Origin of the sequence: Flavobacterium psychrotrophum, assembly GCF_003403075.1 — a bacterium.
In the GTDB taxonomy this organism is placed as follows: domain Bacteria; phylum Bacteroidota; class Bacteroidia; order Flavobacteriales; family Flavobacteriaceae; genus Flavobacterium; species Flavobacterium psychrotrophum.
In genome coordinates, this window is record NZ_CP031557.1 from 4,741,407 (window position 1) to 4,764,927 (window position 23,521).

Annotated in this window: 19 protein-coding genes; 6 read left to right on the forward strand and 13 right to left on the reverse strand. The window is 42.4% G+C overall.

Annotated features, from left to right (window positions below):
* Positions 1-4 precede the first annotated feature (4 nt).
* From uppS to DYH63_RS20705, 4 genes are all read right to left on the reverse strand, one after another.
* Positions 5-745 carry an undecaprenyl pyrophosphate synthase gene (gene uppS, locus DYH63_RS20690; RefSeq protein ID WP_116790609.1) on the reverse strand — a complete coding sequence of 247 codons (741 nt, stop codon included), beginning with the start codon at positions 743-745 and terminating at the stop codon, positions 5-7.
* A 10-nt stretch (positions 746-755) separates the two neighbouring features.
* Complete coding sequence (porG, locus tag DYH63_RS20695) at positions 756-1,439, reverse strand: type IX secretion system protein PorG (RefSeq protein WP_116790610.1); 684 nt, start codon at positions 1,437-1,439, stop codon at positions 756-758.
* Positions 1,440-1,597: 158 nt separating this feature from the next.
* Positions 1,598-2,482: an NAD kinase gene (locus DYH63_RS20700; RefSeq protein WP_116790611.1), complete on the reverse strand. Its 885-nt coding sequence runs from the start codon at positions 2,480-2,482 to the stop codon at positions 1,598-1,600.
* A 3-nt stretch (positions 2,483-2,485) separates the two neighbouring features.
* Positions 2,486-3,145, reverse strand: coding sequence for a CBS domain-containing protein (locus DYH63_RS20705; protein ID WP_116790612.1), 660 nt, complete (start codon positions 3,143-3,145; stop codon positions 2,486-2,488).
* 99 nt (positions 3,146-3,244) lie between these two features.
* Between DYH63_RS20705 and DYH63_RS20710 the strand changes: the two genes are divergently transcribed.
* The 3 genes from DYH63_RS20710 (at position 3,245) to DYH63_RS20720 (ending at position 5,423) form a co-directional block, all read left to right on the forward strand.
* On the forward strand, positions 3,245-3,958 hold the full coding sequence (locus DYH63_RS20710; protein ID WP_116790613.1) for a pyridoxine 5'-phosphate synthase: 714 nt from the start codon (positions 3,245-3,247) through the stop codon (positions 3,956-3,958).
* 1 nt (position 3,959) lies between these two features.
* Complete coding sequence (locus tag DYH63_RS20715; protein ID WP_116790614.1) at positions 3,960-4,727, forward strand: alpha/beta fold hydrolase; 768 nt, start codon at positions 3,960-3,962, stop codon at positions 4,725-4,727.
* 105 nt (positions 4,728-4,832) lie between these two features.
* Positions 4,833-5,423, forward strand: a complete 591-nt coding sequence (locus tag DYH63_RS20720) for a hypothetical protein (protein WP_116790615.1) — start codon at positions 4,833-4,835, stop codon at positions 5,421-5,423.
* Between the two features lie 191 nt (positions 5,424-5,614).
* On the opposite strand, the gene clpX is transcribed toward DYH63_RS20720, so the two are convergent.
* From clpX to DYH63_RS20755, 7 genes are all read right to left on the reverse strand, one after another.
* Positions 5,615-6,847: an ATP-dependent Clp protease ATP-binding subunit ClpX gene (clpX, locus tag DYH63_RS20725; RefSeq protein ID WP_116790616.1), complete on the reverse strand. Its 1,233-nt coding sequence runs from the start codon at positions 6,845-6,847 to the stop codon at positions 5,615-5,617.
* A 71-nt stretch (positions 6,848-6,918) separates the two neighbouring features.
* Entirely contained in the window at positions 6,919-7,593 is a 675-nt protein-coding gene (clpP, locus tag DYH63_RS20730; protein WP_116790915.1) for an ATP-dependent Clp endopeptidase proteolytic subunit ClpP, read from the reverse strand.
* Positions 7,594-7,687: 94 nt separating this feature from the next.
* Positions 7,688-9,013 carry a trigger factor gene (gene tig / locus DYH63_RS20735; protein ID WP_116790617.1) on the reverse strand — a complete coding sequence of 442 codons (1,326 nt, stop codon included), beginning with the start codon at positions 9,011-9,013 and terminating at the stop codon, positions 7,688-7,690.
* 126 nt (positions 9,014-9,139) lie between these two features.
* The gene (locus tag DYH63_RS20740) at positions 9,140-9,331 is read right to left on the reverse strand and encodes an ArsR family transcriptional regulator (protein WP_116790618.1); all 192 of its coding nucleotides are present in this window, start codon (positions 9,329-9,331) and stop codon (positions 9,140-9,142) included.
* A 23-nt stretch (positions 9,332-9,354) separates the two neighbouring features.
* Positions 9,355-9,699 (reverse strand): phage holin family protein, encoded by a 345-nt coding sequence (locus tag DYH63_RS20745; protein WP_116790619.1) that lies wholly within the window; start codon positions 9,697-9,699, stop codon positions 9,355-9,357.
* A gap of 74 nt (positions 9,700-9,773) precedes the next feature.
* Positions 9,774-11,354 carry an SGNH/GDSL hydrolase family protein gene (locus DYH63_RS20750; RefSeq protein WP_116790620.1) on the reverse strand — a complete coding sequence of 527 codons (1,581 nt, stop codon included), beginning with the start codon at positions 11,352-11,354 and terminating at the stop codon, positions 9,774-9,776.
* 10 nt (positions 11,355-11,364) lie between these two features.
* A complete protein-coding gene (locus tag DYH63_RS20755; RefSeq protein WP_116790621.1) occupies positions 11,365-12,606 on the reverse strand; it encodes an OmpP1/FadL family transporter in 1,242 nt (413 codons plus the stop codon).
* A gap of 304 nt (positions 12,607-12,910) precedes the next feature.
* Between DYH63_RS20755 and DYH63_RS20760 the strand changes: the two genes are divergently transcribed.
* The gene (locus DYH63_RS20760) at positions 12,911-14,470 is read left to right on the forward strand and encodes an AsmA family protein (protein ID WP_116790622.1); all 1,560 of its coding nucleotides are present in this window, start codon (positions 12,911-12,913) and stop codon (positions 14,468-14,470) included.
* Positions 14,471-14,711: 241 nt separating this feature from the next.
* Entirely contained in the window at positions 14,712-16,808 is a 2,097-nt protein-coding gene (locus tag DYH63_RS20765) for a glycoside hydrolase family 97 protein (protein ID WP_116790916.1), read from the forward strand.
* Between the two features lie 550 nt (positions 16,809-17,358).
* On the opposite strand, the gene DYH63_RS20770 is transcribed toward DYH63_RS20765, so the two are convergent.
* Entirely contained in the window at positions 17,359-20,058 is a 2,700-nt protein-coding gene (locus tag DYH63_RS20770) for an AsmA-like C-terminal region-containing protein (protein ID WP_116790623.1), read from the reverse strand.
* Between the two features lie 46 nt (positions 20,059-20,104).
* Positions 20,105-21,880 (reverse strand): signal peptide peptidase SppA, encoded by a 1,776-nt coding sequence (gene sppA / locus DYH63_RS20775; protein WP_116790624.1) that lies wholly within the window; start codon positions 21,878-21,880, stop codon positions 20,105-20,107.
* 118 nt (positions 21,881-21,998) lie between these two features.
* Between sppA and folK the strand changes: the two genes are divergently transcribed.
* On the forward strand, positions 21,999-23,153 hold the full coding sequence (gene folK, locus DYH63_RS20780; protein WP_116790625.1) for a 2-amino-4-hydroxy-6-hydroxymethyldihydropteridine diphosphokinase: 1,155 nt from the start codon (positions 21,999-22,001) through the stop codon (positions 23,151-23,153).
* Positions 23,154-23,521 lie beyond the last annotated feature (368 nt).

Genomic DNA, 23,521 nt, shown 5'->3' on the forward strand with positions numbered 1-23,521 from the left:
TGTGTTATTTAAGCTGTTCACTGGTTTTTCCAAATCTTCGTTCTCTTTTTTGATAGCTGAAAATAGCCTGATGCAGGTCTTTCTCCCTGAAATCAGGCCACAAAATATCGGTGAAGTAAAGTTCTGCATAAGCAGCCTGCCAAAGCAAAAAGTTGCTTATGCGCTGCTCCCCACTCGTGCGGATAACCAAGTCGGCATCCGGCATATTATGGGTGTACAGGTGGTTGTTAATTACCTCTTCGTTAATATCGGCTATATTTAATGTGTTTGTGTTTACTTGTTCGCAAATTTGTTTTACTGCCGCTACCAGCTCTTCACGAGATCCGTAGCTTAGCGCCAGGGTAAGTACCATGCCGGTATTCTCCTTAGTCTGCGCTATAACTTCAAAAAGCTGTTTACGTGCCCTGTCAGGCAGCATATTGGCATTGCCAATGGTGTTTAGCTTAATATTGTTTTTTTGCATGGTTGGCAACTCTTTTTTAAGAGAGTTCATCAGGATGCTCATCAGGGCATCTACCTCCAGCTTTGGCCTGTTCCAGTTCTCTGTGCTAAAAGCATAGAGTGTAAGAAAACCTATTTTTAATTTAGCGCATGCCTCTACCGTTTCCCGTACCGATTTTACACCACTCTCGTGGCCAAAAGCCCTTAGCAGGCCTTTTTGTTTTGCCCAGCGTCCGTTACCATCCATAATTATGGCTATGTGGCGGGGCATTTTAGCGGTATCAAGGGTAAAGGTGTTATCCATTTATATCTCTTTAATTTGAGCAATAGCAAGGCTTGTCGCCAAATGTATATGTTAATGTGAAACCGGTAAATACATACCAGTCATTACTCTCCAGGTTGCCAAAACGCAATCCCGGATATTTGCTTCCGTCAGGGTTACTTCCGTCCAGGTTATCGCTAAAGCTATAGCGTGCACCGGCTTCAAAACCCAGTATCAGGTCGCGTGCTATTTGTGCCTTAATACCCACTGTCATAGGTATGGCGAGTGCACTTCCGTTATCATACTCCTTGCCTTCGTTCTTGTCTCTGTACAACTCGTTATACCATGCGTAGCTAAGGCCACTATATATATAAGGTGTCCATTTAAAATCATCCTCATGCAAATTGAAGTCAAAGAAATTGAATTCAAGGCCTAAAGATAGTTCTTTTACGGTATTTTCGAAGGAATATCCCCTTTGTTTGCGCCCCGGTACATTGCTGTCTGCATCATCAGATGCTATTTTGCCATACATAAATGATGCCCTCCAGGAGTGGCGCGGTGAACGGTTCCATTTATAAAGGATGCCCAATGCCAGGTCTTTAGGGGCAATGTAATTTGTAGGGCCTACTTCGCCAATGTAGTTGGCACCGCCGACAAAAAGCCCTAGTTCATTGATCTGGGCTTTAGCCGAAAAGGATATAGTAAGTAATGCAAATATATACAGCAGGCGCTTCATCAAACAAAAATTGGGTGCAAATATAGCAATATAGATTTTGGTTTCACCTTAACAATTAGACAATTTACCGCTTTCTTTATCGCTACATTCAAATTATACTGAGTTGAAAACGAAAGAAGTTTCACTGTAGTATATGAGCAGATGAAATTTTGGCTAAATTAATTCCGCTTGTCTTCGCCCCAAAGCAGTTTTTTGCGTAGCGTATTAATGAATTTCTCCTGAGTAAACTCAACAAGATTAATCTTAAAATCGGCTTTTTTAATAGTCAGTACTGTATCTACATCAATAGATATAATTCGGGAGTCCAGCGATACAAGGTGTTGTTCTTCCCTGCTGCTTACGCGAAGTTCTATTGTAGTGTCGTCCGGTATTACAAGAGGGCGGGCGTTAAGGTTGTGTGGTGCAATAGGTGTAATTACAAGACCCGCAGCTTCCGGAATAAAAATGGGGCCACCACAGCTAAGTGAATATCCGGTAGATCCGGTAGGGGTAGAGATGATAAGGCCATCTGCCCAGTAAGAGTTAAGATGGTCGCCATTTAAAGATACATCAACGGTAATCATCGATGTAGTGTCTTTACGGCTAACGGTTATTTCGTTAAGTGCGTAGTTAAGTTCGGCTACCTCCGGTGATATTCCTTTATAATCAATGGTAAGTAGTGTGCGCGGCGAAATTTTAAACTGGTTTTCAAAAATAAGCGGCAGCAGGGTTTCAATGCTTTCCTGTTGTACTGTAGCTAAAAAGCCAAGCCTTCCGGCATTAATGCCCACAATCGGGATGTTTTTGTTGCGTACCAACGTGGCAGCGCGCAGCATGGTGCCATCGCCTCCTATGCTTATAAAAATATCAAAGCCGCTATCAAGGTCTTCGTGTCCGGAAAATATGGGGTATGCTGTTTGCAGTATATTTCTGCCTGTAAGCACACTATAAAATTTTTCCTCAAATACCACCTCCGGATTGTACTGGCTAAAAATGCGTAGCATTTTTTCGATAATATCGTCGGTGTTGTCTTTGTAATACTGGCCGTAAACAGCTATTTTCATAACCTATATATTAAGGTACTTATCAAGGTAATCAGAGCGGTCTTTCAGGGTGTTAAGGTAAGCATCTTCCTGGTGCTCTGTAATAATTTCATAATTGTACCTGCGAAACGTTTGTATAATTTCGCTCAGTCCGCCAAGGCTTATCTTTACGGTTATCTGCACGCGCTGCGATGTAGCTTCAGATATAAAAGCGCCCAACAGCCTGCCATTGTTGCTTTCTACTATTTGAGCCACTTCGCTCATGCTGTATTCTGTAATACCTTTTTCTACTACAAGTATGCCACCTTCTTCTTTAAGAAAAGGTGTCTGGTCAAAAAACTTAATAATATCGGTTATTTCATAATAACCTACATATGTATTGTTTTCATTTAGGACCGGTACCAGGTTGGTTTCGTTTTTTGCAAAAACCTCAAGCACGTCCAGCCACAGTGTGGTATCGCGCACAAAAAAACGCTCAAAGCTGTAGCGCATATCGCCCATGGTTTTTTCTATATCCATAAGCTCGGTATCTTCACTGCCCGCGCATCCTATGTATACGCCGTTTTCAAGTACCGGGAAATGAGAAAAAGGATATTCCGCAAAAAGATCCTGTGCGTCAGCTACCGAATCTGTAGTGCGCAGGGCCTTAATGTTGGAGTTTAAAAAGTCGGTAATTTCGTTCATGGAGTGCGTGGTAAATAATATGCAAAATAACCAAAAATAAGCTTAGGATGCCTATATACTTTGTATTTTTGTGGTTCTGTTAACTTTTTACAATAAAAAATGGCTAAACTAAGCGTAAACATAAATAAAATTGCCACCCTTCGCAATTCGCGCGGTGGCGATGTGCCTAACCTGCTTAAAGTTGCTACCGATGTGCAGCGATTTGGAGCCGAAGGCGTAACCATTCATCCAAGGCCTGATGAGCGACACATCCGCTATCAGGATGCGTATGATTTAGTGCCTGTTGTATATACTGAGTACAATATTGAGGGTAACCCGATACGTAAATTTATTGACCTTGTTTTAGCAACTAAGCCTACACAGGTTACTTTGGTGCCCGATGCCGATGATGCTATAACAAGCAATGCCGGATGGGACACCATTAAACACAAAAGCTTTTTACAAGAGGTAACACAGGAGTTCAAGCGCAACGGCATACGTACCTCGATATTTGTAGACCCGGACCTGAAAATGGTAGAAGGTGCTCTTGAGACAGGTGCCGAACGTATAGAGCTGTACACCGAAAGCTTTGCGCATGAATATGGGCTTGGTAACCACGATGGTATAAAACCGTATGTAGCTGCTGCTGAACTGGCACAGCAACTTGGCCTGGGTCTTAATGCCGGGCACGACCTGAGCCTTGATAATATTAAATTCTTTAAAGAAAATATTCCGGGTTTGCTTGAGGTGTCTATAGGGCATGCGCTTATTGCGGAGTCGCTGTACCTTGGGCTGGAAAATGTGGTGAATATGTACCTTCAAAAACTTAAATAAGATGTTACACAGCAGAGTAGAAGGAGAAAGTGGAAAGCCGCTGCTTATCATTCATGGTTTTATGGGTATGGGCGATAACTGGAAGTCGTTAGGGTTGCATTATGTAGCTAAGGGTTTTCAGGTGCATGCGGTAGATATGCGTAACCACGGCAAAAGTTTTCATAGCGATGTGTTTACTTATGATGCCATGGTGCAGGACTTAGTTGATTATATAGATGAAAATAACTTAGGCGTTGTAGATATTATTGGCCACAGCATGGGCGGCAAGGCAGCAATGTTTTTTGCTATGCAACATCCTGAATTACTTGATAAGCTTGTAGTGGCAGACATCGGGCCACAATACTACCCGCCGCACCATCAGGATATTTTGGCCGGACTTAATGCGGTTGACTTTAGTGTAAAGCCATCGCGTAATGAGGTTGAAGAAGTTTTAGGTAAATATATTGATTATGCCGGTACACGCCAGTTTCTTATGAAGAATCTTTATTGGGTGGAACCAGGGCAACTGGGCTTTAGGTTTAACCTGCCGGTATTTAATGAGCAGGTAGATAATATAGGTGAAGCATTGCCCGAAGGTAGTGTCTATGATAAGCCAACCTTGTTTTTAAGGGGCGATAAGTCGAAGTACATTCGTGAGCAGGATCTTGCGCTGATAAAGCAGCATTTCCCAAATTATGAAATTAAGGCCATAACAAACTCAGGGCACTGGGTACATGCCGAGAACCCGCAGGAGTTTTTAGAATATACGTTAGAGTTTTTAATGAGGTAGTTATGGTAATGCCTTCAGATAAGGAATATAAAGAAACTAAGCAGATAATGCTGGGACAAGCCACTATGAATAGTGATTTTGAACAGTTGGCTTTATATTGAAAAGATGTATGGTGTAAAACCACTCAATATTTTATACGATACAATTTACGGCAAAAGACCTCGCCTCATGATTTGTTTTGAATTAGCGAAAGACGCGGGTAATTTTAGGAATGGTGATGAGGGATTTGACGGTAGCAGGCAAAATGCCATAGCAGATAAATTTAGAGAGTTATACGCAAAAAACCATGTTTTTAAAAGAAGGTGGTTTGCGTTTAGTGAACTAGCTTCGCCAAAATATAATGCCGAAAATATATTCATTTATTTTACCGCATTCGAGCCCATAGCAAAAATTGAAGCGAATGAAAAGGTTACAAAATCAGATATAAACAATGTTAAGCAAAAGCTTAATAATGCAGATATATGGTTGATATCTCCAACTTTTTCAGCAGCTATATTTTTTGTTTATACTGATGAGCAGCTGAAACGCTATGAAGACAGCCCTGAAAAACAACAATGGGCAGACGCTTACTTTGATGTACTAAAGCAGTACGATGAGTTTGGCTATTTCAAAAGGGAGATGTTTGGCATATCAGTTGATAGTAAACAAAACTTTGATGAAAATTATAGTAGTAACTGGTATTACTATTATAAGTAATAAGACCGCCAACTGGCGGTCTTTTGTGTATATAAGTTTTATGAGATTGCTTCGTTCCTCGCAATGACAGGTCGTGAAGAAAGGATTGTTGTGTTAGATGTAAAACGAAGAAAATCCGTGTAAATCCGCACAATCCGCGTCATCCGCGTTCCTTCCGAATAACCGTATCACCGAATTAACAAATCCACAAATTAAGAAGCTGCTTTTAGTCTCTTAAGTAGGTTTTTGCCTAAATGGTGCTCTACATATTCTTTATCAATGTGCAGTTCCTTATCATCGCTGCCCGGTAGTTCGTACATGGCTTCGGTAAGTATGGCTTCGCAAAGCGAACGAAGTCCGCGTGCGCCAAGCTTGTATTCCAACGCTTTTTCCACAATATAATCAAGAGCATCGTTTTCTACGGTAAGCGCTACATCATCCATTGCAAAAAGTTTCATGTATTGCTTAACCAGTGCATTTTTAGGTTCTGTAAGGATAGCGCGAAGTGTTTCGCGATCCAGCGGATCCATGTGTGTAAGCACCGGAAGACGGCCGATGATTTCCGGTATCAACCCGAAATCTTTCACATCTTTAGGGATAATATACTGCAATAGGTTATCCTTGTCGATGTTATCGGCATTTTTAGATGTGCTGTAACCCACCGCCTGACGGTTTAGCCTTTTAGATATGATGCGTTCGATACCATCAAAAGCACCACCGGCAATAAACAGGATGTCCTGAGTATTAACCTCAATAAACTTTTGGTCCGGGTGCTTGCGCCCACCTTTTGGCGGAACGTTTACCACAGTACCTTCAAGAAGCTTAAGCAATGCCTGCTGTACACCTTCGCCGCTAACATCGCGTGTTATGGACGGGTTGTCGCTTTTACGGGCAATTTTGTCTATCTCGTCGATAAACACAATGCCGCGCTCTGCTTTTTTAACATCATAATCTGCGGCCTGCAAAAGGCGTGTAAGGATGCTTTCTACATCTTCACCCACATAGCCGGCCTCAGTAAGTACGGTAGCATCTACAATGGTAAGCGGCACATTAAGCATACGTGCTATGGTTTTTGCCACAAGCGTTTTGCCGGTACCGGTTTGCCCCACCATAAGGATGTTACTTTTTTCAATCTCTACATCGTCATCCGCTTTTTGCTGCATCAGCCTTTTGTAGTGGTTGTATACCGCTACAGAGAGTACTTTTTTAGTCTGGTCCTGCCCAATAACATACTGGTCCAGGAATGCACGAATCTCTTTCGGCTTTTTAAGCTCCAGTTCGCCCGCAAGCGACGTGTTGCCACTTTGTTTTAGTTCTTCAAGCACAATGCCGTGCGCCTGCTCTATGCAACGGTCGCAGATATGTGCACTTATACCCGCAATAAGCAGGTTAGTTTCCGGCTTTTTCCTGCCGCAAAAAGAACATTCTAATACTTCTTTCGCCATCTTTTCTTAATTAAACATAACAGGGACGCTCTAAAGGCCTCCCTGTTACGTATAACTCATTAATAATGAATTTATTCTCTTGTTAATACCTCGTCGATCATGCCATATTCTTTGGCTTCCGGAGCTTTCATCCAGTAATCGCGCTCACTGTCTTTGTGTACTTTGTCAAACGTTTGTCCGCTGTGCTTAGAGATGATCTCATAAAGTTCTTCTTTAAGTTTCAGCATTTCGCGCAGGTTAATTTCCATATCTGTAGCAACACCCTGAGCACCGCCGGATGGCTGGTGAATCATTACGCGGCTGTGTGGTAACGCGCTGCGTTTACCCGCTGCACCTGCACAAAGCAATACTGCACCCATAGATGCTGCCATACCTGTACAAATAGTAGCTACATCTGGTTTTATGTACTGCATGGTGTCGTACATACCAAGGCCTGCATATACGCTACCTCCCGGAGAGTTAATGTAAATCTGGATGTCTTTGCTGGCATCGGCACTTTCCAGGAACAAAAGCTGTGCCTGTACAATGTTTGCCACCTGGTCATCTATACCTGTACCCAAAAAGATGATCCTGTCCATCATAAGGCGTGAAAACACGTCTATCTGGGCAACGTTCATCTGGCGCTCCTCCATAATGTATGGGGTAAGGCCGGTAGGGGTAACGCGGTTTACCAGTTTGTCATAATATAAGTTATTTACGCCGTGGTGTTTTGTAGCGTACTTTTTAAATTCTTTACCAAAATCCATAGTCTGATTCTTTCTTTTATGGTTATTTAAATAAAATATAAAAACGCCGGCCTTAAAAAGCCGACGTTCAAATATACTCATTTTTTACGAGAAATTATTCTCCGTACATTTCCTTAATAAAGTCTTGGTACGTAACTTCTTTGGTAGTGTATTTTACATTTTCTTTGTAAAGGTTAAGCATTTTTTCGCTCATAACCTGCTCGCTAAGCTTCTTAACTTCCTCTTGGTTTGTAAGTACGCGGGCTACAATGCCGTCTACTTCTTCTGTAGTAGGGTTAAGCTGGCCAAACTGTGCCATTTGCTTTTTGATAAGGTCTGCAGTAAAGGCTTTAAGGTCTTCAAAAGTAACCTGAAGGTTGTTTTGAACAAGTACTTTGCCTTCTATAAGCTGGTAGCGCAGGCCACTTTCAGATTTTTTGTATTCCTCTTCTGCCTGTTCAGCAGTAAGTGGGTTTTCGCCTGCAGTCTGAAGCCATTTTACAAGGAATTCATTCGGAAGGTCAAATTTAGTGTTTGCAATAAGCGACTCAGTAACATCGTTAAGGAATTTCTGGTCAGCTTGTTGTGCAAACTGCTGCTCTGCATCTTCTTTTATCTTAGCCTTAAGTTCTTCTGTAGAAGATATAACGCCTTCGCCAAACAGCTTGTCAAATAGCTCCTGGTTAAGTTCTGCAAGGTCGTGTGTGTTTATTTCAGCAATGGTAAAGTTTACCTCAATGTCAAGTCCGTGAACATCATCATGGCCTACTTTAAGGTAATCCATAAGTTTGTGGTCGTCATCAAAAAGGCCTTTAGTACCTATTGTAACAACATCGCCTACTTTTTTGCCAATGAATTTTTTAGCTGCTTTTTTGTCTTTAAAGATCTCAGTAGTAATAGTAGCTTCTGCGTTGATACCTTTTTCCTCATTGGTAAAAGTACCCACGATATCATCTCCTGCTTCTACAGTATCTTTGCTTACAAGTTTGCCATATTGTTTCTGGATGCGCTCTACCTGCTCGTTTAGCATAGTATCGTCAGCAGTAATGTTGTATTTTACAACATTAGTACCTGCGGTAAGATCTACAGAGAAAACAGGGGCAAGGCCAAGTTCAAACTCAAAAGTAAAATCTTCAGCATCCCAGTCGATTTCTTCTTTAACCCTTGGAAGCGGATTGCCCAGGATATCCAGTTTTTCTTTTGAAAGGTAGCTGTTTAGCGATGTTTGAAGCTGTTTGTTTACTTCTTCAAGCAATACGGTTTTGCCATACTGCTTTTGTATAAGGCTTACAGGTACTGCACCTTTCCTAAATCCCGGAAGTGCTGCGTTTTTTCTATAGTTGTATAGTGCTTTGTCAACATTTGCTTTGTAATCGTCTTTTGTAATTACTACTGTAACTACAGCGTTTAGTGCGTCAACCTGCTCTCTTGTAATGTTCATCAGTTCAATTGTTTTATTTGAAATCGTGGGCGCAAAATTACGCTATTTTTACATTTTGCACAATGTTTTTGAAAATTGTATTTCAATAGCTTGAAATATGCTTATGAGCTCCGGCTAATACACGTTTTATTCTTCTGTTATCAGAGAAAGGTCGATGCCCAGCTTTGTGAATTCTGCTGTGCCGAGATCGGTCACATAATAATGCTTGTCGCTTACGTCATCTTTTGCAATCCATTTCTTTTCAATGAAATTTTCCAGCAGGAGCGTGCCGAGTTTTCCTCCAAGGTGAGAATAGCAGGTTTTAGCGGGCTTTTTCATGTTGTTAAGGTTTAGTGGTTGAGTTACTTTCTGTTGTCAGAAAGTGTTGATATCAACGCTTGTCCAAAAGAGAGCACAAGGCTGAACAAAAGCGCCTGCCAAAAGGTGGCTACCCTGAACCCTTCAAGAAGGTAATCGCAAATCATTACAATGATGCCGTTGATTACAAGCAGGAACAGGCCGAATGTAAAAATGGTTGCGGGTAATGTAAAAATGACCAGCAGGGGCTTGATGAATATATTAAGCAAACCCAGCACCACTGCCACTAAAAGTGCAGATTGAAAGCTTTCTACATATACGCCCGGCATAAAATGTGCCAGCACTAAAACGAATATTGTAGTAAAGAATATTTTTATTAACGTTTTCATAGGGTTGAATTTTTTGATAAAAATAAAAAAAGCACCGGAAATATCCGATGCTTTTAAGAAATGTATTACAAAATTTAGTTTGTTTTGACTATTGTTGGGCCTGGGTAATAGCCTGGAACAATAAGTGGCAGTTTAGCTTTGTAGTGCTCGTTGATAACCTTAAGTATCTCGTTTGCAACAAGTGCATAGCCGCGCGCATTAGGGTGTACGCCATCCAGCGAGAACACTACGGTGTTTACAGTAGCAACGCTAAAGTATTTGGCAAAATACACCTGCCCGTCATCACTGGTAAAGCCTGTTTTAAGCTTATTCATAATGGCGTTCATATCGGCTACAGCCAGGTTTTTAGACGCTGCTATAGTTTTTATAGCTGTGTTATAACTTGCTGTAGCGGTATTTACGGCCGTAATTTCAGACGGTATAAGAATGTGCTGATCCTGTAGCGGATAGGTAACACCATATGCATCAAACGGTGCCGGTGCGCCAGTTGGCTCTTTTCCAATAACAGCGCGGGTTGTGAGCAGTACAAGGTCGTCAGCAGTTGCCTGTCTTGCCTGTCCTAAGATAGATCCTGCGTATGCTGCGCCTGCTGCGCCGAGTGCAGGGGTAAAGGCGGCTGTTATCTGTGCGCCATAATTGGTAAGCGTTTCATCTTTTATAAGCAGTGGGTTGGGTGTTGTTTTAGATAAAAGGTTTATCCTGTTGGGCTGTCCTAAAGCAGTAAATATTTGTTTAAGAGGTCCATAAAGCTGCGCGTTAAGCTGGTCTATAGTTGCTAAACCTACAGCTTCATCTTCTTTTCCTATAGCCGATGCTGTAAGTGGTGCATAAGGCACTGTGGTAAAAAATGGTATTGATGTAATGTCCGGTATAGTAGACACTACACCTTTAGCGCCTTCAGAGGTAAGAGTATTGATGATTGCAGTGTAAACACCCGCAAAATAAGTTGGGTCTGTAATATCGTTAGATCCGTAAGTTGCAGGGTTCGGATTACCTGTCTGGTCTACACCTGTACCTCCTGATGTTGCATAAGAAAGTACATCGTTAGAGCCTATCCAGTTAGTGAAAAACGTAGGGCGTTTAGACATCGCATCGCCTAATACGGTAGCTGAAGCTGATGTAGCCATACGCACATAATATGGGTTTGCAGCGCCTAATGACAGCCTTGCAGCATCGCCATAGCCCGGTAGCAACAGGTGGAACGACTTAGCGCCCGGAACCCCCATATTGTTAAAAGCTTGTTGCTGCGGTGCAAGTGTTATGGTAGAAGTACCGGCAATAGACTCAGGGCCAGCAGGTATCTTTGGGTTGTCTGCATGCATGTTAATAACAAGGCGTGTAGGAAAACCCGGTATGCCCGATATTCCGCCAAGATTATTTGCGTCTTCGGCGTAGGAAGGCTGTGTGAAAGCACCGCCACCTACTACGGCAAACTGTTGTGCCAGGAGGTTAGGGTAAGAGTATGACTGACCCACGCGAGATACAGTGCCATCCATATATCCGGCGGTAAGCGAGTTACCTACGGCTACATAAGTGGTAAAGTCTGCCTCGCCTGCGTTGTAGTCTACATTGCTTACTTCGTGTTCAAATTCTGGCTCACAGGCTGTAAAGCCCGCGGCTAATAATGCTATAAAGAGTATTTTTTTGTTTTTCATGGCGAGTTAATTAGAAGCTATAAGTTACACCAACACCTGGAGAGAATACCACGTTCTTATAGGTTCCGCCAAACGAGTAAGGCGTACCGTCTTCGTCGGCGTAGTTGTAAGAATTGTTTGTTTCTTTAAAGTGCAGGTACAGGAAGCTGGCATCAATACCAAACTTAGGTGTAAGCTGGTAGGTTAAACCACCTGTAAAGCCCATAGAATCGTTACGCGGAGTTTCCGGTGCAAAATAGCCATCCTGTACAGGGCTTTCGTCAAAATACCATCCGGTACGGAAAGCAAACTTGTTGTTTGGCTTAAATTGTGCACCCACCCTGTAGGTACTCGCATCTTTATAATTACGAGGGTTTACAGATGTTATGCCATTTGCAAAACTCACGTCTAATGATTTGTACACGTTCCAGTAAGCGCGGTTATAGTCAAATGCTACTAACCATTTGTCGCTAAATTCAACCGATAAACCTGCGGTAAGCTCAGCAGGTAGCGGAAGATCTGCATTAAATTGTGTATCGTGGTAAGTGCCTTGTGCAAATTCAGGCACATCATGAAATTTTGCATCGCCATCACGGGCTTCCATTGTTATTCTGGAGCGGTAGTTTAAGCCCAGGCGCACATGCTTGTCCGGGTTAAACATCAGGCCTGCGGTATAGCCCCATGCAGTTACATTTTTTGCTTCAATGTTTACATCACTTGGGTTGCCGTTTTCGTCCGTAAGGCTGCGCGAAAGGTTTTTATTAAGCGATACGCCACCGGTTACATAAATAGGGCCACCACCAATGCTCAGGTAATCGTTAACTTTAATTGATAGTGTAGGCTGAATGTAAACGGCCTCAAGATCAATGTTATTTACAAGGTTAGCACCCTGCCAGTCTTTATCCCACTTTACAGCGCTGCCGTAAGGGCTGTAAACAGCAAGGCCTACGGTTAGCCAGTCTGTAGCGCGGTACGATGCATATATTTCAAACGGGGTCCCAAAGTTATCGGTAGAATTTTTCCAGTTGTAGGTTTCGTTCTGGAATTTAGTACGTGCAAAAAGCCCGTTAGCACCAGCCGAAAAGTTAAAGCGGTCTTTAAGAAAAGATGCGCCTGCCGGGTTAAAGAACAAAGTCTCGGCACTGTTTACCACAGCTACCCCGGTATGGCCCATGGCAAGTTGTTTTTGTCCCTGAAGGCTCACACGATAACCCCCTGCAAATGCAGACGTTGCCGTTAAAGCCGCCATGGTTAAAGATAATAGTTTTTTCATGGGTTGAATAATGAGTTAGGTTGTCAATATTGTTGTTTTCATATCAAATTTATAATAAATTATCGATTTAGCAATATTTTGCGGTAAATTATTATGCATTCATAATAATTATTTTTTCATATATTACTGGGTGTTCATAAATAAAAAGTAGTAAAAATGCTTAATCATTGCGAAAAACATATGCATGCATACTAAATTGAAATACTGTATTGAGATTACTGCTTTAAAATCAAAGTATTAATAAAAATATAAATAGTATTACGGGTGGGTGATTATGTAGTAAATTTCATCATATTTTAAAATCATGCGCATCCTGAAAAAAATACTCATCGCTTTCGCAATACTTTTTATAGTAGCTATTGCCATTAATTTTGGCCTGGCCTGGTACGTTAAAAAGAAACTTCCGTCCATCTTAAAGGCAGAGACAAATTTCCCTTATAATGTTAATTATAAAGATCTTGATGTAAACCTGTGGGGTGGGAGTTTTTCTATTAAGGATGCCGCCCTGGCTCCTAAAGAGAATATGGAAGCCGCTACAAAAAACGGGGTGTTTGTAAAGGTAAATACTATAGCAGTTAATGGTGTAAACTTATGGCAGCTGTACCGCTACAGCCGCATATTGGCTGATGAAGTGGTTATAGAAAAGCCGGATGTTATAATGTATCATACCAAAAAGAAATATACTATTGAAGATGATGTGCAGCGCCCATTTCATCAGGTAATACGTACCGGTAAGTTAAAGATAACCGGTGGTAGCTTCAGGATGCTCGATTCGCTCCACAACCCGCAACTGCGTGCCAGCAACATTGCGTTTACGCTAACCAATATAAGGGTAGATAGTATTATTGTGAAGGAAAACATCCCGATACGTTACCGCGATTACAGCTTTAGCTGCGACAGCCTTTACTATAATGCCGGGCTGTTTTATAATATTGAAGCGGGAAGCCTTAAGGCGACCGATACATCTTTAGTGGCAGGAAAATTCAGGCTGGTGCCTAAGCAAACGCGCAAACAGTTTAGCGGTATGGTGGCTAAAGAGGTAGATCAGTTTAATATAAAAGCCGACAGCATCTCGGTTAACAATGCCGACTGGGGTTTTGTACACGATACGCTTTATGTACACACGCCGCGCATGGTGCTAAATAAAGTGTATGCTAATATTTACCGCAGTAAGGAGCCAAAGGATGACCCCGTGCGTAAAAAGTTGTATAGCGAAATGCTGCGTAACCTTGGCTTTGATCTTAAGGCAGATAAGATATTGTTTAAAAATGCCACCATAGAATATGAGGAGCAACTTAACTTTAGTAAGCCGGCGGCAAAGGTTTCTTTCTCTAAATTTTATGCAACAGTAAACAATGTGTACAGCCCGGTAGGGAAGGGTAAGCTGCCCGATACTACTATCGATGTGCAGTGCCTGTTTATGAAATCGGCACCGCTAAAGGTAAGCTGGTCATTCAATACGCTTGATGCGTCAGATTCTTTTACCATAATAGGCCATTTACAAAACATAAGGAGCGAGGAGGTAAACCCGGTTTCAAAACCCCTAATGAACGCCACCACAAGCGGTATACTTAAAGATGTGCGCTTTACCTTTAACGGTAACAGAGATCGTGCCAGCGGTACCTTTGCTGTAGAATATGACGACCTTAAAGTTGATATTTATAAGAAAGACGGCAAAAAGAAAAACAAGCTGATAAGTGCTGTGGGTAATCTGCTGGTAAAGAATGATAGTGACGACCGCCTTAAAAAAACCGATGTAAAGATTGATCGTAAAAAAGATAAATCGGTGTTTAACTTTTTGTGGCGCTTTGTGCAGCAGGGATTAAAGCAAACCGTTTTGCCTAAGATTGTGGGTGGGGATTAGGGAGTTATTTCGCAAAGTTTCGCAAAGAAGGCACAAAGTCCCGCTAAGGATAGATTCAAGAAAAAACTTTGAGTGCCTTTGTGCCTTCTTTGCGAAACTTTGTGGAACTATTCAAAATTTCCTTCTCAAAACCAATAAGTTTTCAACACGCAAAGGTTGTAGTAGTGGGTAAATTATGAATTGGTAAATTTGTATCTTTAAATTGGATAAATTTAATCCCTTAATGATTAAACCCATATTCATGAAAAAAATCATATTGGCCTGTATGCTGTTTATTGGCCTGGCGGTATCTGCCCAACAGATCGTTTCGCCGGATGGCAACCAGCAGCTAACTTTTTCGCTTTCTGCCAAAGGCGAACCCACTTATGCGCTGACCTATAAGAAAAAAGCGGTTATTAAAACCAGTAAGCTGGGCATTGACACTAAAGATGTTGCCCCACTACTTGACGGCTTTACTGTAGATAAAACCGAAACCTCAAAATTTGACGAAACCTGGACGCCGGTATGGGGTGAGGAAAAAACGATTCGTAATAACTACAATGAGTTACTGGTTACGCTTTCGCAAAAAGCACAAAAAGGGCGCTATATCCGTATCCGTTTTCGCCTGTTTAACGACGGCCTTGGCTTTAGGTACGAGTTTCCTGAACAGCCCGAACTTAACTATTTTATCATAAAAGAAGAGCGTACGCAGTTTGCCCTTGCGGGAGACCACAAAGCATTCTGGCTACCGGGTGACTATGATACACAGGAATACAGTACCGTAACAAGCAAGCTAAGCGAGGTGCGCGGAAAAATGAAGGCTGCGGTAACGCCAAATGCAAGCCAGGAAACGTTCTCGCCTACAGGGCTCCAGACACCATTGATGATGAAAAGCCAGGATGGCCTGTACATCAACATACACGAAGCGGCGCTTATCGACTACTCATGCCTGTCGCTTAACCTTGATGATAAGAACATGGTGTTAGAATCTTGGCTTACACCCGATGCTGTAGGTAACAAAGGCTATATGCAGTCGCCATTCCAATCTCCGTGGCGTACGGTTATTGTAAGCGATAAAGCCGGTGATATCCTGATGTCGCGCCTGGTGTATAACCTTAATGAACCTACAAAATATAAAGATGTATCGTGGATAAAGCCCGTAAAATATGTTGGCGTTTGGTGGGAAATGATAACAGGTAAAAGCACCTGGGCCTATAACGACCTTACCAGTGTAAAACTGGGTGAGACAGATTACAGCAAAACCAAGCCTAACGGTAAGCACGCGGCTAACACTGCCCACGTAAAAGAATATATTGACTTTGCTGCAGAGAATGGCCTTGATGCCGTATTGGTTGAAGGCTGGAACGAAGGCTGGGAAGACTGGTTTGGCAAATCAAAAGATTTTGTGTTTGACTTTGTTACGCCATATCCTGACTTTGATGTAAAAGAACTGCACCGCTATGCTGCAAGTAAAGGCGTTAAGATTATTATGCACCATGAAACATCTGGCTCTGTGCGCAATTACGAGCGCTGGATGGATAAAGCCTACCAGTTTATGGCTGATAATGGCTATAATGCTGTGAAAAGTGGTTATGTGGGCGACATTATCCCGAGGGGAGAGTACCATTATGGACAGTGGATGATAAACCACTACCAGTACGCTATTGAAAAAGCAGCAGAATACAAGATAATGGTAAATGCCCACGAGGCAGTGCGCCCTACAGGGCTTGCGCGTACATATCCTAACCTTATAGGTAATGAGGCTGCCCGTGGTACAGAGTATGAATCGTTTGGAGGTAATAACCCAGACCATACTACTATATTGCCGTTTACACGCCTTACCGGTGGTCCAATGGATTATACTCCGGGTATCTTCCAGACACAGATAAACGCCTACAACCCCGATAACAATTCGTTTGTACATACTACGCTGGTTAAGCAGCTTGCACTGTATGTAACTATGTACAGCCCACTTCAAATGGCGGCCGACTTACCTGAAACCTACAACAAGCATAAAGATGCTTTCCAGTTTATAAAGGATGTGGCGGTTGACTGGGATCAAAGCTGGGTGCTTGATGCCGAGCCGGGCGATTATATTACCATAGCACGTAAAGCAAAAGGTAAAGAAGAATGGTATGTAGGTGCAATTACCGATGAAAACGCACGCGAAGCTACGCTTACATTTGAGTTCCTCCCTAAAGGCAAAACGTATACCGCTACTATTTACGCAGATGGTGCTGATGCAAGTTATGATAAGAACCCGCAAAGCTATACCGTGAAGAAAGTAAAAGTTACCAGTAAAACAAAACTGAAGCAGAAACTTGCTACCAGTGGAGGCTGTGCGATAAGCATCAAATAAGATTTTTAGATTGTTAGACTATCAGTATTTTAGATAGCTTCACTCAATATTATGAAAACCGGGGTAGTCGATTTGGCTGTCCCGGTTTTTTATTTGTAGTCTGAACTTATATTTAAACGCTAACCTAAGCTTTTAATACAGAGAGATGTAAGGCTTTACTAAGTGAATTTTACCACGGAGAGCACCAGGATTTCACAAAGTGCACTAAGAACACTAAGTTGGTTGTCAGAAGCTACACTAAAAGGACACAAAGCTTTGTGTTCTTCCGCGAAAGGCGGTTTTCATGGTGTACTTTGTGGTGAGATATTTTCTACATGTATATAACAGAGTGTTTTATGATGCAGTTGAGCTCCGGCAGGAGCAGCATGTCTATATCATGCAAAGCCATTAACGCAAAATCCCGGTAACATTGCGTTGCCGGGATTTTCGTTTTATAGTATCTCATTTTCATGGAGAGATTCTTCACTACGCTGTCGCTCCGTTCAGAATGACAAAGCCTTGTTGTCAGAGTGAAGCTACTGCTTACTGCTATTGAGCATTGCTCACTAAATTATTCTTTCTTGTCTTTCTTTTTAAACAGGCCGTTAACCGCATTTTTTACCGTGTTTTTAGCGGCATCTTCTGCTTTTTGTTTTACCTCTTCGCTTGTTTTTGGCGTAGTGGTTTTTGCAGTGTCTTTAGCTGTGGTAGTTGTGCTGCTGTTTTTATTGCCACCAAGCAGGTTGCCTAATAGCTCTTTGCCTTTTTCGGTAGCCTTATCTTTTGCCTGATTAATATATTTGTCTTTTTCCTGGTTTACAAGTTGTGTAACCACATTAGTAATGGCCTTAGCAATGTTTGTGCTCACTTTAGGGCTTTGGAAGTTACCCGTAATGTTAGCTGTAACCGGTACGCTTATTTTACTGATGTCCACTTTTAGCGCAGCAGCCTTAGCAGTAACCTGTTCGCCCAGGTATTTAGCAGGTACATCAAAGTTTACATTATAGCTCATGGTCTGGTCAAAACCGTGCGTACCGTCTATCTTAATGTCGATGTCCTGGTACTTAACAATAAACGGCTGAATGTTTACCTTGCCGTTATCAAAAGTAAGGTTTAGCTTTTGGTTCAGGTTGATTTTGCTTGGGTCAAGAAATTTTACGTTGCTTGTAAGCGCGGTAAGTACTTTAGACTGCTCTGTGTGTATTACGGCATTCGCCAATGAACCGCCCAGGCTACCTGATAGCGACTGCATATCGGGAGTCATTTCTTTAGCATCAAGATTACCTGCTACTTTAATATTTGTGTTTAGCTTACCGGTAATTACCTCTGCAATAGGGGCAATTTTTTTAAGCATTTCCAACTGTGTAAACGACTGTGTAATGTCGATGTTGCTCAGTGCAAGATCCATGTCAAAAGTAGGCTTGGCCTCTTTTGTAGATACTTTTCCGTTAAAGCCAATACCACCACCAAAAATTGAGGTTTTTACATTTTGTAATGTTACGGCCTCATCCTTCAGGATCATCTTGCCCGAAACATCCTTAAGGTTCAGGTTGTCATATACCACAGTCTTGGCTGTGGCTGTAATGGTGCAATCAAGAAATGCCGGAATTTTTACCGCATCGCTTGCAGTGGTAGTTTTTGTTGTCTTATCTGCCTTTCCGGCTTCGCTTTCAGTAGTGGTTGTTTTTGTAGTAGTAACTGCTGTCGTCATAAAATCATTTACTACAAGCTTGTTGCTCTTCATGTTGAAGTTACCCTGAAGTGTTTGGTTCCTGAAGGCAAAACCATAAAAGTTATCAAGCGTACCGGTAATGCCAATGTCGCTGCTGCCTGTTTTTGCGTCAAATCGGCTCAGGCTTATGCGGCTTGGGTTAAACTGCACATCGGCCTGGCTGATAACAAAAGGCTTGTCAAAACCATCCGGCGTGTAGTTAAACCCGCTCAGGCTTATGCTGCCCCTGTTGTCTATTTTTTCGTAAGCACCTTTTTCTACCGATGCCATGTCAAACTTCGTTTCTACATCGGCTTTAAGTATGCCCGATAATGGCACATCCAGCTTTACGGGGTATGCCTTGGTAAAGTTACCAAGGTTAATGGTGCCCTTAAGCTTTGCATCTACAAGGATGTTCTCTGTAAGGTTGCGTATTTTGGCGCTTGAATCAAACACGTCCTGGTCAATACGGAATGACAGTTTATCAAGGTTAACGTAAGTGTCGTTCATGATGCCCGTTTCGTTAACAATCTTGGTGTCAATAACAATATTGCTGATACCTTTTGGCAGGTCAGGATATTTAAATGAAGCATTGTTACTGTTAAAGGCAATGTTGAATTTAGGGATGTGGTTATCATCCATCACACCGTTTACCTTACCGTTAATGGTAAAATTACCTTCGGTTTTTACATTGGCAAGACTGCCGCTGTAGCTTTCCGGCACAAGGGCTAAGAAGTTCTTAAATGATGATTCCGGGGTTTTAAAACTGATGTTTATGTCCTGTCCGGCTTCAAGCAAGGCTACGCTACCGTCAAATTCAAGCCCCATCTGGTTAATAAGCAGCTTGTTTTCTTTAAAGGTATAAATGCTCTTGTCAAGATCCATACCCAGTACAGCATCAAGCTTTAGCTTAGTAGCACGCATAAAGTTGGTCTTGTCCATATCTACCGTAAGAGTGGCGGTGGTGTGGGTGTCAAGATCCAGTTTATTAGCGGCAAAGTTACCGGTTCCGCTGTGGTTAAGGCTGTCTATAACCACGCTCATTTTAGAACGGGCGTCAAAGTAGCGAAACTTCATGTTCTCTACTTCATATTTTTGTATGCTAAGAGCAAAAGGTTTTGAAGGCTCTTCAGATGGTTTTTCTTCTTCCGCCTTTTTAAGGGCAATGTCAAAGTTACCTACACCGTCTTTATTGAACAGGATGTTTACCACACTGTTTTTTAAAGCAAAAGACTCAAGGTTCATGGCTTCGCCTTCACTTTTAAAAAGCTCTTTAACACTCATGTTAAGGTTAACTTCGCCTACATACACAAGAGTATCTCCTGCAAAAGGTGCTTTGTTGATAACGCTTAGTTTATCAACGGTAACACTTGCCTTTGGGAAGTTGCTGAACAGGCTAAGGCTCACGTCTTCAAACGCCACGGTAGCATCTACCTGGTCGTTAATGGCCTTAACCACCATGCTTTTAATCTTGTCTTTAAAAAGGAACGGGGCAGCTGCAAGCAGCGCAATAATAACCACGAGGACAATACCTGTCCATTTTAAGATTTTCTTAACCATATTGCTCTTATAATTTTGGTTTAAATATACGTGTATTTAACTAAAATTACCTGATATTTATTTCAAAAGGCATCATGGCCTGAGTGCCCCTTGTTTTCATAACACGGCGTATGCGTTCTATAAGCTGGTAGTTTTCTGTACCCACCTGTTCTTCGATAAGGCTTTCACGCGTTTGCGCAAACGGAAGCCCGCTCATTCCTGCAAGGTAGCTGTTTAAAGTAGCCTCATATTCAGGGTAGTTCTGTGTAGAGTATTTGGTAACTTTTGCAAGCTTGGCAGCATATTTTACAGCAGCATCCAGGCCACCTATTTCATCTACAAGTCCTATCCTTTTAGCATCGGTGCCGCTCCATACACGGCCCTGGCCTATGGCATCTACAGCTTCGGGAGTCATCTTGCGGCCTTGCGCTACACGGTCTACAAAGGTTTTGTACACACGCTCTACACCTTCCAGTATTACGGCACGTTCAGGGTCGCCCATGGGCTGAAACAGGCTGTAATCTGAAGCATTTTTATGTGTGCTTACCGTTTGTGCATGTATGCCCATGTTAGTGCTTAGTTTAGAAAGGTTTGGTAATACGCCAAATACACCTATCGATCCGGTTATGGTAGTAGCTTCGGCAAAAATGCGGTTAGCACCGGCAGCAATGTAATATCCTCCGGATGCAGCATAGTTACCCATACTAACAACCACAGGTTTTTTCTTTTTGGCAAGTTCTACTTCCCTCCATATCAGCTCAGATGTTAGTGCGTTACCACCCGGAGAGTCTACACGAAGTACAATAGCTTTTACGGCATCATCTTCTACGGCAGCCTTAAAAGCATCGCGCATAGAACCCTCAGCAACGGTACTAATATTACCTTCGCCGGCAGTAATTTCGCCCTGTGCATAAATTACCGCAACACGATCATTTGCCATGTTGATGATGTCATTTATTTTATTGGCTTTTACATAATCAAGTATGCTCACCTCATTATATTCGTCACCTTTTTTAACTTTCAAAGCCTTACGGATGCCGTTGCGGTACTCATCTTCGTAGGCTATTTTATCTACCAGACCACGGCTCTTAGCCAGTTCCGGCGAACGTGCACTCAGGTTGGTTGCAATGCTGTTAATACTATCGGTAGTAAGTTTCCTGCTCTTTGCGATATCGGCACTAACCGATTTCCATACGGCATTAAGAAGTCCGCTTACCTGCTCGCGATTTTCAGGACTCATTTCGTTGGCAATAAAAGGCTCTACGGCACTCTTATATTTTCCGTGGCGGATAACTTCCATGGTAATGCCTGTTTTCTCCTGAAAATCTTTAAAGAACATCAGTTCGCTGCTAAGGCCCTTAAGTTCCATATCGCCCGCAGGGTTAAGGTACAGGGTATCGGCAACCGAGTTCAGGTAGTAATCTGCCTGGGTGTACATATCGCCATATGCTACTACAAACTTGCCCGATTTTTTAAAATCTTCAAGCTTGTCGCGCAGGGTCTTCATCTGTGCCATGCCCAGTACAGTTGTACTGTTAGTAAGGGTAATACCCTTTATGCGGTTATCTGTCTTGGCAGCATCCAATGCATTTAGTACATCAATAAGGCCGTCGTTTGGCTCAGAGTTAAGAAATGCCATTTTAGTGCTGGTAAATTTACCACCGTAATCGTTCTTAACGTCTTTAATATCGAGTTCGATAACCGAATTATCCTGAACATCAACGATCTCGTCGCTGCTGCTGCCCCCGGCTACTGCCGCAATGGCGAATATTATAATAAAAAACACCAGGAAGAAACAAAAGATACCCACGATGGTAGAAAGTACATTTTTTAAAAACTGCATAGTTATAATATTGAATTAACAGTGTATAAGTAGCCCAAACAGCAGATATGTTACAGCCTGCGCGGAAATTATTAACAATGGCGGCTCATGCGGTAAATGTTTAGTTACTTTGCAGCCTATGAAATTTCAAAACAGCGCCATACTATCCCTGGGCAGCAATATGGGCGACCGCCTGCAAAACCTGCAACAAGGCATAGACTACATACATAACCATGTTGCCACGGTAGTAAACGTATCGGGTATTTATGAAACGCCTGCTCTTGGCTTTGAGGGCGATGCGTTTTATAACTGTGCCCTGCTTGTACACACTACAAAAGACCCTGATGCACTTTTGCATGGACTCTTTGCTGCTGAGGCAGAAGGGGGGAGGCTTCGTAGTGCAACGGGTGAATATATTTCGCGCACCATAGATATTGATATTATTGCTTTTAATGATGAGGTTATAAATAGCGAACACCTGCACATACCGCATCCGCGGATGCAGGGGCGCAATTTTGTGTTGTATCCTGTAAGGGACGTAGTGCCAAACTGGATACACCCGGTGTTGAATAAAAACATCAACCAGCTGATAGCGGTAAGCGAAGATACTTCTGATTGTAAATGGGTAATGAAGCTGAATGCGCCGCTGTCAGGTTACAGCCCGGAACGTTTTAATTATATTGCCATAGAGGGTAATATAGGCGCGGGTAAAACCTCGCTTGCCAGTAAAATATCAGAAGATTTTAACGGGAAACTGGTGCCGGAGCGTTTTGCGGATAACCCATTCCTGCCACTGTTTTATGAAGACCAGTCGCGCTATGCGTTTTCTTTGGAAATGTCGTTCCTGGCAGACCGTTACCAGCAAATAACTGACGACCTTGCACAGTTTAACCTTTTCAGCGATTTTGTGGTGGCCGACTACCATATTTTTAAATCGCTTATATTTTCTAAAGTCACGCTTAGTGAAGACGAGTACCGTCTGTACCGCCGCCTGTTTGATATTATGTATAAAGAGCTGCCCAAGCCCGGCCTGTATGTTTACCTGTACCAAAGCACGCCGCGCCTGCTGGAGCATATAAAAAAACGTGGCCGCAGCTACGAGCAGGACATTAGTGCCGACTACCTTGAAAGTATTAACCGCGGTTACCTCGATTACATAAAATCGCTACAGGGGCTTAACGTAAAAGTAATTGATGTTACTGATCGTGATTTTGTAAATAAACAGGAAGATTATTTGTGGCTGCTTGGGGAAATTAGTTCCTCACCCCAGCCCTCTCCGAAGGAGAGGGAGTAGCTTCATGCTTGTGTAAAGAAATCATCATAATTCGGTTTTGTCATTCTGAACGAAGCGTAGCGGAGTGAAGAATCTTGACAGAGAGATGCTTCCTGTCGTCAGCATGACAAAATGAATCGCAATTGCTTGATATTTGTGTATAAGTGAGGTTTTCCATGTTAACGATAGGAGACATCTCGATACTCATTTCTTTAATAGTTATTCTTGTTATCAGAAGATTTTACGATAAGATTGCTTCGTCGTTCCTCCTCGCAAAGACGGTGCGTGAAGAAAGCATTTTCATCCGGTTGTCTAAAATATAGAATGCAATAACATTCTCCACCACACGCAAAACCACCCCTTTTACCCAACTAAGTAAAATTCCCTAT